The 12,845-nt window shown below is 63.9% G+C and carries 13 protein-coding genes and 1 pseudogene; 5 read left to right on the forward strand and 9 right to left on the reverse strand.

The annotated features are described in order from the left end of the window. The coding region (gene mrdA, locus M9890_13585; GenBank protein ID MCO5177984.1) for a penicillin-binding protein 2 at nucleotides 1-1,786 on the forward strand (1,786 nt) is incomplete at its 5' end. 125 nt (nucleotides 1,787-1,911) lie between these two features. On the opposite strand, the gene M9890_13590 is transcribed toward mrdA, so the two are convergent. The 7 genes from M9890_13590 to M9890_13620 all read right to left on the reverse strand — a co-directional run bounded on the left by M9890_13590 (nucleotide 1,912) and on the right by M9890_13620 (nucleotide 9,411). Beyond that, a complete protein-coding gene (locus M9890_13590) occupies nucleotides 1,912-2,331 on the reverse strand; it encodes a VOC family protein (GenBank protein ID MCO5177985.1) in 420 nt (139 codons plus the stop codon). A 133-nt stretch (nucleotides 2,332-2,464) separates the two neighbouring features. Next, entirely contained in the window at nucleotides 2,465-2,833 is a 369-nt protein-coding gene (locus M9890_13595; protein ID MCO5177986.1) for a hypothetical protein, read from the reverse strand. Then, nucleotides 2,803-3,900: an MFS transporter gene (locus M9890_13600; GenBank protein MCO5177987.1), complete on the reverse strand. Its 1,098-nt coding sequence runs from the start codon at nucleotides 3,898-3,900 to the stop codon at nucleotides 2,803-2,805. The genes M9890_13595 and M9890_13600 overlap by 31 nt, the downstream gene beginning before the upstream one ends. After that, nucleotides 3,878-5,551, reverse strand: a complete 1,674-nt coding sequence (locus tag M9890_13605; GenBank protein MCO5177988.1) for a PEP-utilizing enzyme — start codon at nucleotides 5,549-5,551, stop codon at nucleotides 3,878-3,880. The genes M9890_13600 and M9890_13605 overlap by 23 nt, the downstream gene beginning before the upstream one ends. 87 nt (nucleotides 5,552-5,638) lie before the next feature. Beyond that, a complete protein-coding gene (locus M9890_13610) occupies nucleotides 5,639-7,315 on the reverse strand; it encodes a PEP-utilizing enzyme (GenBank protein ID MCO5177989.1) in 1,677 nt (558 codons plus the stop codon). Between the two features lie 18 nt (nucleotides 7,316-7,333). Then, a complete protein-coding gene (locus tag M9890_13615; protein MCO5177990.1) occupies nucleotides 7,334-8,272 on the reverse strand; it encodes a PEP/pyruvate-binding domain-containing protein in 939 nt (312 codons plus the stop codon). Between the two features lie 281 nt (nucleotides 8,273-8,553). Then, the gene (locus M9890_13620; protein ID MCO5177991.1) at nucleotides 8,554-9,411 is read right to left on the reverse strand and encodes a hypothetical protein; all 858 of its coding nucleotides are present in this window, start codon (nucleotides 9,409-9,411) and stop codon (nucleotides 8,554-8,556) included. Nucleotides 9,412-9,714: 303 nt separating this feature from the next. Here M9890_13620 and rpsP point away from each other — a divergent pair. From rpsP to rimM, 3 genes and pseudogenes are all read left to right on the forward strand, one after another. Then, a pseudogene (gene rpsP / locus M9890_13625) lies at nucleotides 9,715-9,942 on the forward strand (30S ribosomal protein S16). Nucleotides 9,943-10,210: 268 nt separating this feature from the next. After that, nucleotides 10,211-10,498 carry a KH domain-containing protein gene (locus tag M9890_13630; GenBank protein MCO5177992.1) on the forward strand — a complete coding sequence of 96 codons (288 nt, stop codon included), beginning with the start codon at nucleotides 10,211-10,213 and terminating at the stop codon, nucleotides 10,496-10,498. Beyond that, on the forward strand, nucleotides 10,482-11,087 hold the full coding sequence (gene rimM, locus M9890_13635; GenBank protein ID MCO5177993.1) for a ribosome maturation factor RimM: 606 nt from the start codon (nucleotides 10,482-10,484) through the stop codon (nucleotides 11,085-11,087). Before M9890_13630 ends, rimM begins: the two co-directional genes overlap by 17 nt. Nucleotides 11,088-11,288: 201 nt before the next feature. Here rimM and M9890_13640 read toward each other — a convergent pair whose 3' ends face one another. Further along, a complete protein-coding gene (locus M9890_13640) occupies nucleotides 11,289-12,155 on the reverse strand; it encodes a sulfurtransferase (GenBank protein ID MCO5177994.1) in 867 nt (288 codons plus the stop codon). A gap of 169 nt (nucleotides 12,156-12,324) precedes the next feature. Here M9890_13640 and M9890_13645 point away from each other — a divergent pair, with 169 nt between their 5' ends. Then, nucleotides 12,325-12,471 carry a lmo0937 family membrane protein gene (locus M9890_13645; GenBank protein ID MCO5177995.1) on the forward strand — a complete coding sequence of 49 codons (147 nt, stop codon included), beginning with the start codon at nucleotides 12,325-12,327 and terminating at the stop codon, nucleotides 12,469-12,471. A gap of 74 nt (nucleotides 12,472-12,545) precedes the next feature. Here the strand turns inward: M9890_13645 and M9890_13650 are convergent. Next, on the reverse strand, nucleotides 12,546-12,845 hold a 300-nt coding region (locus M9890_13650; protein ID MCO5177996.1), incomplete at its 5' end, for a hypothetical protein.

The raw sequence follows: 12,845 nt of genomic DNA on the forward strand, positions 1-12,845 counted from the left end.
CCTCGACGGCGCGGTTCCGGTTGAAGTCATTTATCAATCGAGCTACGTCGGGGACTTCTCGCAGAACAACACCATTCCCCTCATCCGGGAAACGGCGGGTTGGCGCGTCGTCTGGTCTCCCTCGCTCATCTTCGCCAGCCTCGGCAGCAACTGCGTTGATTACTTCGCGGATCCCGTCGTGCGCGGCGCGATCCTCGATCGCAATCGCGAACCGCTCGCCCACGACGACACCATCACCCAGGTCGGCGTCATTCCGGGACAGATCGTCGATGAAGCTCGCCTGCTCGATACCCTCAGCGAATTGCTCGACATGCCTAAGGATGAAATCAAGGCGAAATACGAGCAGGGTAATGACGACTGGTTCATGCCGATCAAGGATTACCCCGCGGCCATCGATACCCAAACCCTGAGCGGGCTTCAGGGACTCGGCGGCGTCGTGATCCAGCAAGGCGTCTCACGCGTTTATCCGCTCGGCGAAGTTGCCGCGCACGTCACCGGCTATGTCACGCGCGTCACCGCCGACGACATCGCCGCCGACACCAGTGGCAATCTCCGTCCCGATCAATGGGTTGGCCGCGCCGGCGTCGAAGCGGCCGCCAACGATCTCCTTGCGGGAGTCCCGGGCGGCAAGCTCCGCGTGGTCGATTGCGGAGCCCGTGTTGAGCAATCGGTGATCGCCGAAAAAGAGACGGTTCCGGGACACGACATCATCCTGACCATCGACATCGATCTCCAGACCGCGGTCGATGCGGCGCTCGATGTCGACAAGGGAAGCGCCGTCATCCTCGACCCCCGCAACGGAGAGGTGCTCGCGCTCGTCAGCCACCCCACCTACGATCCGAACTGGTTCGTCCTCGGGTTCAATCAGGATGACTGGGACTACGTCAACGACGATGCCCAGCGTCCGCTGTTCAATCGCGCGGCCGAAGCCACCTACCCGACCGGCTCGATCTTCAAGGTCATCACCGCCGTAGCCGGTATGGCCGACCTCGGCTACACGATCGACAGCGTCATCGACTGTCCCGGCGAGTTCAGCCTTGATGGTGCCGATCAGGTCTGGCACGACTGGATCCCCGGCGGGCAGGGCAGCCTGACCCTGCACAACGCGATCGTGCGATCGTGCAATACCGTCTTCTATCGCCTGGGCGCAGAGCTGGACGCGCAGGATGAGAATGCGCTGCCGAACATGGCCAAGGCGTTCGGCCTCGGCGCGCCGACCGGCATTCCGGAACTGTATGAGATCTCCGGCATCGTCCCCAACCCTGACTGGAAGATGGAGAACGTCGGCGACTTCTGGGCGCGCGGCGACGCCGTCAACCTCGCGATCGGTCAGGGCTATCTGGTGGCGACACCGCTGCAGATGGCGAATGTCTACGCAGCGCTGGCCAATGGCGGCACGCTCTATCAACCGCACCTGATGCTCGACATCGTCCGCCTCGACGGCTCGATCGCCCAGAAGGGTGAGGTGAAGGAGATCGGCAAGTTGCCCATCTCAGCCGAGCAGATAGAGGGCATCCGCGAGGCGCTCTACGATGTCGTCAACGCGTCGAACGGCACGGCTGTCGAGCCATTCGTCGGGCTGGATCATTCAGTCTCCGGCAAGACCGGCACCGAGCAGACCGGTACCGAGGGTCTGGGCACCAACGCCTGGTTTGCTGCCTACACGCCGAGCGACACTCCCGAGATTGCGACGATTGTATTCATTGAGAAGGGTGTCGCTGGTTCGAAGGCCGCCGCCCCGGTGGCACGCAAGATCATCGACGCCTGGTATCAGTTCTATCCGTAACGGTACGAGAGACGCCACCTACGCCTTCGCAGGGACATGCCCCGCGGCATGTCCCTGCGAAGGGTGCGAACGCCGTCGGTTCCTCGCGAGCGCTGCACTTGCCGCGTTCACGATATCTACGCGCCTCACTCCGTCTTCTCAACCGACGGGTCGTAGCAGACCCATTCAACCTCGTTGCCCTCTGGATCATCGACATAGAGCGAGCGCCACTGCACCCAGCCGTGTGTCGCCTCACGCACAGGGATGCCGAGTGCTTCGAGCCGCGACTTCTCGGCGGCGAAGTCGGCGAGGTTGATGCCGAAGGCAATGTGGTCGAGCGGCGGCGGGCGCTTGTGCGTCTTGTCCGGGCGCGCGCCTCGATCGAAAAGAGCGAGCACCTGCGTGTGGCCCCCGACGCCATCGGCGACGCGGAAGAACGTTGGGCCGTTGTTCGGGAAGCGTCGGAGCAGTTCCAGACCGATGACGCGCTGGTAATAGTCGACCATCGCGTCCATGTCATTCACCTGTAGCGCGATCTCTCCGAGGCCCTTGATCGGTGTCGGCATGGCTGGCTCTCCTTCTCGCACAACGGAATTGAATGGTGGCGAAATCGGTAACAGGCAAAGGGACGGCGTTCCTGCGGCAGTTTATCCAAACGTCGCTCCGTTGCCACTGGCCCGGCCGATCTGGAGAACACAACTATGCCCGTGGGCTGTCTTCCGCCTGGCTGGCGCTTGCGGGGGCGAGTCGATCGATGGTGACGGGCATGATCGCCTGCCCCGATCTGGCCGGCAGCCGCGATGTTGCGAGGACCGCGAGCAAGGCGGCGACCAGCAGTGCGAGGTAGAGCAGGCGGAACTCGCCGACCGACGGGCGTGAGCCGCTGAGAATGGCTGCCATGCCGGCCGATCCGAGGATGCTGCCGAGATAGCGCATCGTTGAGAACAGGCCGGCCGCCTGTCCCGTCTCCCCATGCTGGGCTATCGAAGCGGCGGTGGTTTGCACCGGCGCAGATGACAACCCCAGACCGATGCCGGTCAGGACGAGGGCAGCAGGAGCATGTACCAATGCCAGCCGATCGAGATCGCGACGAACGGCGCGACCCCGGCTACGAGCAGTATCGTCCCGATCAGCGCCGGAGTGCGTCGCCCAACCCGGTCCGAGAGAGTCCCGCCGAATGGTGAGAAGATGACCATTTGCAGGGACATGCCGGCCAGCAAAAAGCCGACGCGGCTGCTGCTCCAGCCGACGTCGCTGGTCAGGAAGACGGGCAGCGACAGCAGGAGCGTGTACATCGCCAGGTTGCTGAGCATCACCGCCAGCGTCGCCGGAGCGTAGCCGGGGCGTCGAAACAGGCGGACGTTCAGAACAGGTTGCTCGGTCTGCCGTACATGACGCAGCAACCACCAGCCTGCACCAATGCCGATGATAGCGAACGCTGCCGCGACAGCGATCGTCGTCACCTTCCAGATGGTCAGCGCCAGCGCCAGCGAGACCAGGCTGATCATCAGGCCGAGCGCGCCACGCAGATCGAAGCGCCCTGCCTGTCGCAGCCCTTCGGCCGGCAATCGCAGTCCGAGTGCCAGCGCCGGGCCGATCAGCAGCACATTGGCGGCGAAGATCCAGCGCCAGCCGAGAGAGTCGGTGACGAGGCCGCCAATCGGTGGTCCGAGACCGGCCGCTACGGCAATCCAGGCTCCGATCGTGCCGAATGCGCGGCCCTGGCGGCTCGGCGAGATGTGTGCGCGCACGAGCGCCGTGCCGTTCGGAATCACAATCGCGCCGGTGATCGCCTGCACGGTGCGGGCGAGGATCAGCACCTCGATCCGCCAGGCCAGCGCAGCGACGACGGTCGCCACGAAGAAGCCGGTCAACCCGATCAGGAACAGCCGTCGTCGCCCATAGCGATCACCCAGACTGCCACCGAGTGGCTGCACCGACGCCATCGCCACGAGGTAGGACAGGACAATCCACGAGCCCCAGGCAAGCGAGCGGTCGAAGCGGTCGAGGATGTCAGGCAGAGCGACGACGATCATGGTCGAGTTCAGGGGCGCAAGCATCGTGCCGAGCGCAGCGGTCACCAGAACTGTGCGCTCGGCGGAGGAGCCCGGATTAGTCGGCGATGATCCGGACAAGGCCACTGTTCCCGTCCACTTCGACCATCTGCCCATCAGTGAGACGAAGCGTCCCAAAGCCGGTGCCGACAACCGCCGGGATACCGTATTCGCGCGCAACGACAGCGCAATGACTGAGCACGCCGCCGGTGTCAGTGACGACGGCCGCAACCGTGCTGAACAACGGCGTCCATGGCGGCGCTGTCGTCTCGGCGATCATGATGTCGCCCGCCTCGATCTTGTCCGCATCGCCGAGCGTCCGGACGATCCGGGCCGGGCCGCGGACAACGCCGGCTGAACCCGGCACGCCAAGCAGGATCGTTGGGTCATCCGAGGTCTGCGGCGGGACGCCGAAGAACTTCGCCAGCGTGCGATTGCCGGGGTTGTCCGGTGGCGGGCCGGGCGGCTGCGTGCCGACCATGTGCGGCAGTTCGACGTCACGGTAGCGCTCGATCTCCGCCTTGCGGTCGTGGATTGTGGTGCGCAGATCTGGATGATTGCCGCGTAACGCCGCGATGATCTCGGCGGGTCTCAGATGCAACACATCGCTGGTTTCGGCAATTGCGCCGGTGGCGGTCAGCCGCCTGCCTGCTTCGAGGAACACCTGGCGGGCGTCGCTGGCTGCGCGGAAGTCGAGCCAGTAGCCGTGGTCTTCGGAGAGGACCGTCCCGACCCGTCCGGCCTGCAGCAGAAACTCGAACTGGTCGCGCACCGCCTGCGGAAAGATTTGCAGTTGTTCGCGCGCCTCGGCGACCACCTGCTCGCGCTCGGCGGCTAGCGCGGCCTGCTCAAGCTCGGGATTCTTCTCTGGCTGCGACAGGTAGCCCTTGATGATCTCCAGCGCTGGAGAGGGGTCCTCGACCCACGAGGGCCAACTGACACTCCACCAGAAGTCAGCACGCCGACCGAACTCGTCAAGATAGACCGCCAGGTCGGCGAGGAATGCACGCCCATCCTCAATCTGTTCCAGCGCGGCAATGGCGTCGTCGGTTGGGTTCGCCTCAATAGCTTGCCGGACTGATGGTGATGCCGCCGCCTGTTGGCTCAAGCGCCAGAGGGCACGCCCGGATTCGACCGTCTTGTTCTCATAACCCTGTACGAGCTTGTATGGTCGTAGCCGATCCTCGTCCCCGAACAGCTCGAAATAGAGCTCTTCAAACAGCGACAGCGGAACCATCGACGGTAGCGCGACTTCGAAGTGGATCTCGAACAGGCGCGTCAGTTGGTCGACCACCTGCTCGACGTGGTCAGCCAGTGCTCCCGTTGTCGCGTTCGCCAGGTCGAAGCTCTCCCAGGCATCGATCATCGCGCGGATCTCGGGCAGCCAGCTTGTGTCCCACTTGTGCTGCATCTGGCCCAGCAACTCGCCGAGCGCACGTTCAGAGTGCGCTTCCATCTCCGCCATCCGGGCAGGCTCAAGGCGCAGAGGCGATGTCGTGTCATAGTGATGGGCCCAGAAGCGCCGTGCCTCGGCGTGGAGCGGAATGCCGTACAGCGCGAAGGCGTGGTTCATGCCGTGGCCGTAGAACGTCCGCATCAGCGAGTCGTCAAGATGCAGGATCGGGCCGTGGTAGTGCATGCGGTCCTGCACCCAGAAGATATCGGCGTCCTCGGGCGTCTCCCATTCGGGACTGAGATAGTCGGGCAGAGGAATGCGGGTTGGTGCAGTCATCGATGGGCACTCCTTGTCTCGATTGTTTGGCAGGACGAGTCGTACCTGTGGCGCTGGGATCGGCGGCGAGGTGGATAAGCCTTTCTGCTACGTGCTGATGATTCGGACGATGCCGTGGCTGCCGTCCACTTCGACGATCTGGCCGTTGATCAGCGTGTGGGTGGCGGAGCCGGTGGCAACGACGGCCGGGATGCCGTATTCACGGGCGACGACAGCGCAGTGGCTCAGCACGCCGCCGGTGTCGGTCACGACCGCCGCGACGGTGCTGAACAGCGGTGTCCAGGGCGGCGACGTCGTCTCGGCGACGAGGATGTCGCCCGGCTGCACGAGGTCGGCCTCATCCCAGGATCGGACGATGCGGACCGTGCCACGGACGACTCCCGCCGACCCGGCCGAGCCGTGCAGGACAGCGGGGTCGGCCGATGCCTGCGCTCTCGCGCCGAAGAACTTGGCCATCATGCGACCGCCGGCATCGTCAGGCGGCGTTTCATCCGGTGCGACGCCGATGGCGAACGGGACGTCGACACCGCGGTAGCGCTCCATCTCCGCCCGACGATCGGCAACTGTGGTGTGCAGGTCTCCCGACAACCCGCGTAAGGCCGCCAGTATCTCGGCGAGCGTCAGGTGGCCGAAGTCGTTGGCGTCGCTGATGATGTCGGCGGCGACCAGCCGTCGGCCGACTTCGAGCAGTATTTCGCGCATGTCGCTCGCTGAGCGGAAGTCGATCCAGTAGCCATGATCTTCGGTGAGTACGGTGCCTGTTCGGGCGGCTTGTAGCAGGAACTCGAACTGATCGCGCACGGCCTGCGGGTATGTTTGCAACGACTCGCACGCCTCGGTTGTCGCGCGCTCGCGCTCGGCTGCCAGCGCTGCCTGTGCCAGGTCGGGATTCAGCGCCTCGTCGTTCAGGTAGCCCTTCAGGATCCTCAGCGCCGGTGCCGGATCCTCGATCCACGATGGCTGCGTGACGAGCACCCAGTACTCACAGCGCCGACCGTACTCGTCGAGGTAGACGGAAAGATCGCTAAGGAACTCTCGACCCTCGGCCGATTCCCGAAGTGCTGCAACGACCTCGCTGGCCGGGTAGCTGGCGAAGACCCTGCGAACAGGCGGATTGGCCGCGACCTGACGGCTCAGTTGCCAAAACGCGCGGCCCGACGCGACGGTCGTGTTCTCGAAGCCTTGCAAGAGCGTGTAAGGTCGCAGTGGTTCCTCGTCCCCGAACAGCTCCAGGTACAGCTCTTCAAACAGGGAAATCGCCATCATGAGCGGGTGCCAGACTTCGAAGTGGATGGCGAAGAGACGTTTGATCTGCTCGACGACCGACGCGAGATGGTCGGCGAGATCAACATTGGTGGCACTTGCCAGGTCGTACTGCTCCCAGCCATAGACGATCGCTTTGATTTCCGGCAGCCAGTCTTCCGCCCACCTGCGCTCCAGTTGCGCCATTTCAGCACTGATTGCCTGCTCGGAGCGCAGTGCCATTGCCTCAAGCTCGGCCGGCGGAAGCGGAAGGAGGTCAGTCGTCTCGAAGTACCAGGTCCAGAATCGGCACGATCGGACTCGAGCCGGAATGTGATAGAGCTCGAAAACGGGGTTGGCCCCGTCTGCGCAAGCGAATTCGAGTATCTCGCTATCGAGTATCATCATCTGCTCGGTGTAATGCATCCGGTCCTGAGCCCAGTATTTGTCAGCATCTTCAGGCTGCACCCACGTGGGCAACAGATACTCCGGCAGCGGAATGCGGGATGGGGATGCAGTCATGACTACGCACTCCTTCGCTCACGGGTCGATGCTGTGCCTCTGTGCGATGGTCGTGATCGGTCGACACTGGAGGAGGTAGAGGGTTCCAGCAGCGTAGGCCAGCTCCAGATCGACCGGCCAGCCGACGTGGCGCTCCAGCGTCAGGCCCAGGTCGGCGATCTCGCGGACCCGGTCTGGCCCGAGCGATGGCTGGGTGCGCATCAGGCGCGGAACGTCGATCTCGCGCACGCCTCCGAGCATCGCGACGGTCATGCGCTGCTTGAGCGCGATCTGCTCGCGCAGGGTTGTCTGATCCAGCTTCGAGATCGTCCACGTGTCAGGCGTGACCGTGCCACCGGCGATGCTTTCGCCCAGCCCCCAGCTCGCGGTCAGGACCATTTCATCCTGCGCACAGGTCACGGGATTGATGCTGAACAGCACCGCCGAGACGTCGGCAGGGACGAGCTGCTGGATCAGGACGGCGATGCGAATGCCATCGACCGACAGGTTGTGGCGTTGGCGATAAGCCAGCACCTGCTCGGTGTGCGCCGATGCCCAGCAGCATTCGACGGCCTCGCAGATGTTCGCAACGCCGCGGATGTTGAGGTAGGTCTCGTGCTGACCGGCGAACGACGCCAGCGGCCCGTCCTCGTCGATGGCCGATGAGCGCACTGCCACCGACGGTTCAGCGATGCCGCAGCGATCTGCCAGCTGCTGGTAAGCGTGCGCGATCGACGCGCGCAGGTTGGCACTGACGCGGTTGCTGAGCGTGCGCGTCTGATGCGCATCGGCGGTCAGGCAGAAGCCAGGCGGGACCTGGTGGAGCTGCGCGAGCCGACTGAGGTGCGCGGCCTTTGCACCGACCCGATTGGTGTCGCGCGCAGCCGCATCGTCGAGCCAGAGGATGTCCGGCATCGAATCGGAGCGCATCGACAACGCATGGGGATAGGTGGTGATCCGCGGGGAGGACGAATCCATACACCATCTCGCTTGTATTGCCGCGTACTCGCGGTCGCAGTTGTAATCAGGTCACCGGTCAGGTTCGCGCCATCGGTCGATATCGTGGATTCGCACGCAGGGCAGAACGGTTGACTTAGGAAGCATGCGCATATCGGCCTACCTTGCGCCGTAAAGTGGCGCAAACCTTATGTTCTTTTACATGGCATGGATGGTTTCGTCAACTGAACGTAATGTCATTGCTCGTGCGGAACATCGACGCCAGGGTGCCGATGCGGGGCATAGTTCTGAACTGCAACTCGTCATGCTGCTGGTTCATTTTCACTGAGTCCGTTCGATGCCAGTGGGCGGCACTGGAGCAGGGATAGCCAGCCACCGGCGAACGCGGCATTGACGCAAACCGGCGCTCCGTGCTCGGCACGCAGGAGCGAGCAGAGCGTTGCGACCTGGCGGGTCTGCTCGTGTGTGAGCGTCGGGGTGGTGCGCATCGCGTGCGGTACGGCTGCCTCTGATACGCCGCCCGGCGAGCTGACGGTCATGCGCTGCTTTTCGGCGATACACGCATCGACGATCAGCCCATCGTGCACCCGGACCAGCCAGCGGTCGGAACATCTGGAGTCGCCGACTGCGAGTCCCCAGCGAGCTGCAACGAGGACGTGCTCTCCGTTGGTCGCGTATGCCTCCGAAGTGCAGGCTGTGACGCTGACATCGGCTGGTTCCATGAGCTGCACGATGACTGCGCTCCTGCCATCGTGCGAGATCGAAGCGGCCAGACACGCTTCTATCGCGGCGACAATTGCGCCAACGCCGCGGATATTCACGAGCGTGTGTGGGATCGATGCGGAAGCTGCCAGAGATGGGAGAGCGCGAACGATGACAGTCGGTTCGGGATTGCCGGCGATCGTCGCCAGGCGTCGATAGGCGAAGGCAAGCTCGGACGGTCGGACTGACCCGGAGGAGAATGTACTGGACGTAACGACGAATCCGGGAGGGACGGGGTAGCGCTCGGCCAATCGAGCAAGGTGGGCGGCGGGTCCGCCACGTTGCGGATCGCGAGCGAGTGGGTCATCCAGCCAGAGCGTCCCAGGGAACTGGCGGTCTGATTGGGGCGCAGGATTCAGCCAGTGATGGCCGGGGAGTGATCCAACGACACGAGTCATCTGTCCCTCTAGCGTGATGCGGCGTTGATCCGCCCGGGCGGGCGACCGTCAACATCGATTGCGTTGATGCATCTATGATGACCCGCAGGCGGCAGCAGCGACACCGAACCACTGGCGGGAATCGTCGCCGCCACGCGGACAGCCTCGGGCCTGAACGAATGGACAGGTCGCGAGACAACCGCGTTGACGCTTGACGGTGGGTCATGGTAGCATCAGTCGTTCCGGCTGTGCCGGGTTTCTTATTGTGTGCAATGAATTCCGCAACAAGCCTGACGATATCGGGTTGAGGAGGGAACTGGCAGCGTGCTGAAACTGCGACTTCGGCGGATGGGCGCCAAGCATCAGCCAAGCTATCGAATTGTTGTCGCCGAGTCTGCGTGGCCGCGCGATGGCCGTTTCATCGAGATCATCGGAATCTACAACCCGCGAACAACGCCGACGACACTGCGTGTCGATAACGAGCGTGCCGCCCACTGGCTGAGCGTTGGTGCCCAGCCGACCGACAAGGTCCGCTCGCTGCTCGTTCGCGCGGGCGTGATCGAGGGCAAGCTGAGCCGCGAAGTCCTCGAAGAGGGCTATGTCACTGAGGTGCCGAGCCGCGGCCATACGCCGAAGGTGATCCCGGCCGGTACGGCTGCCGACGCAGCCGCCGAGCCCGCCTCTGCCTGACACGTCGCTGCCTCAGCTTGTCGATGTCGATATCTCTGGCTGGCTACCGCTTGGCGGTAGCCAGTTGTGTACTCGGCAGCCTATTCGACGCTGAATCTCGGACACGTTGTGCAGCATGGAGGACGCTGATATGGATGAGAATGTCGCCAATGCCGACGCGGCAGAATCCGAAAGCCCGATCGATAGCCTCGTCTCACTGACTCAGTTCATGGTCGAGAACGTCGTCGAAGACCCCGAGGTCGTCCAGGTCATCCCCGAGCGTCTCGGTGCCAATGTCCACATCAAGGTCCGTGTCCCGGAAGAGGAGATGGGCCGCGTCATTGGACGCCAGGGTCGCATCGCCCGCTCGATGCGCACAATCCTGATGATTGCTGCATCACGCAAGGGGTTGCGAGCAAGCCTTGACATCGACTCCTGATCGTCCCGCGCACCGCACGCCCTGGCGCGAGAACAAGTCTGCGCGCCCATCGTCGCCCACCAACCCTGACCCGTCGACGCCGCCGAGCGAGGTGTTCCTCGTAATCGGCCGGATCGTGACTGCCCACGGCATCGCCGGTGAAGTCAAGATGGATGTCTATTCGGACGATCCCGAGCGCCTGCGCAAGCTGCGTCGCGTCTATTTTGATGACGACCCGACTGCCCGCCAGCTTTCCGGCATCCGTCTGCACGGTCGTCAGGCGCTGCTGCGATTTCCGGATGTGACGACCCGCGACGCCGCCGAGGCGTTGCGCGGCACGATCGTGCGCGTATCCGGCTCGCAACTGCGCCAGCTCGATCCCGACGAGCTGTTCCACTACCAGCTCATCGGTCTGGCGGCCTTCCTCGAATCCGGCGAACCGATCGGTACGCTCACTGAGATCATCGAGTCCGGCGAGGTCGATGTCTACGTTGTCCGCGATGAGCAGGGCCACGAGCAGCTCTTCCCGGCGCTCAAGAGTGTCGTCCTCGACGTTGACCCTGCTGCCAACCGCGTCGTCGTTCGCCCCCAGGTGTGGGAAGACGAGTAGCTTCGCGTACGATTTCGTCGAGACATGCCTCGGCCTGGCCTGGCGGTGAAGTTACACTCCCCCACCGCTGGAACGCGCATCGAACACGGGCATCTTCCGGCGTTGTCGGGTACCGATTCGCAGCGCGTGGTGCCGCAAATCAGGGTGGCCTGATGGCCACGACCGGCCGAGGTCAGTCCTGACGAATCAGTAGAGCCTCGTCTATCCCTGCTCGTTTGGCTCGCCCGTCTCAATCGGCAGGTCGGGGCGATTGCCCCATTCGGCCCAGGAGCCGTCGTAGACCTTGATGTTGTCGTAACCGGCCATCTTGAGCGCGATGGCGGCGTGGGCTGCGCGGACTGCGCCCTGGCAGTAGGTGATGATCGGTGTCTCAGGCGTCAGCCCGACATCTGCGGCGCGCTTGGCCATCGCTTCGGGTGAGACGAAGCGGCGGTCGCCGTCCCAATCGAGGTTGTCCTGCCAGAAGAGCCATGTCGCGCCCGGCACGCGTCCGCCACGAGCGGCACGCACTTCGTCGCCGGTGAATTCACTCCTGCGGCGAACATCCAGCACGACCGTGCCCGGATCAGATGTGGCCGCGTTGACCTCGCTCCAGTCCGCGATCAGGCCGGGTCGCGCCTTATTCTGATCGATCGTGAACGTCGCTGCGGCAGGCAGCGTTGGCTCGGCGTCGGTGACCGGGCGATCCTCCTGCTGCCAGGCAATCCAGCCGCCGTCGAGGATGCGCATCTGCTCGCCGTGACCGTACCGCGCCAGCACCAGCCAGAGGCGCGAGGCGAAGTGCCCGCCCTCATGGTCGTAGCCGATGATGCGGGTGTCGTCGCTGATGCCGAGCTTCTCCATGATCGCGGCGACCTGCGCGGGCGGAGCGATCATGCCGGCGACCTGATGATCGGCGTCGGACAGATCGCGCGACCAGTTGAGATAGACCGCGCCGGGGATGTGACTCTCGCGGTACGCCTCTTCCATATCGACATCGAAGGCGAAGCGGCAATCGACTACCCGCACATTCGGGTCGTCGAGGTGCTCAGCGAGCCACTCGGTCGAGACGAGGAAATCCTGTTCCATGGCGGCGTCCTCCGTATTCATGACAACTCGCGCTCAGGTGCGTGGCACGAGTGGTGCGTCAGGGCAAGCAGGGAGTGCGATGACGGCGACGTGCGCGCCGTCAATTGCTCAAGTATGACACCGGTTTCAGCGAACTGTCGTTCCTGTTGGGTGGTATGGAGGATTTACTATGTTGTGGGCTGTGATTCTGATTCTGGTTATTCTCTGGCTTCTGGGATTCATTGGGAGCATCGGTGGTGGACTGATCCACCTGCTGCTCGTCATTGCGCTGATTGTGCTGATCTTCCAGCTCGTGACCGGCCGCCGCGCCGTCTAGGCGCGTTCTAGCCGCCACAGACCACGAACGCCGTCGCATGACTCATGCGACGGCGTTCTGCTGCTTGGAATTGCCTAGCGCTTCTTGCGACGCTTGCCGCCCTGGGGGCGCGACGGCTTTTGCTTCTTGGCTGTCGCGCGTGGGTTGAGCGGCGCGAGTTGGCCGCCGCGCTGCATCATCGCGTCGAGGTCGCCGGGGTTCATGCCCGGCATACCGCCCGCCATTCCGCCGAGCTGGCTCATGTCCATGCCCGACGCTTCCATCTGCTTCATCATGTCGCGCATCTGGCCGACCTGCCCGAGCTGCCCCGGCATGCGGCTCATGACGCCGCGCTTGCCCTTCTTGCCGCCGGGCATCTGACCGCCAGCCAGCCC

This window comes from Thermomicrobiales bacterium (genome assembly GCA_023954495.1).
GTDB lineage: Bacteria > Chloroflexota > Chloroflexia > Thermomicrobiales > CFX8 > JAMLIA01.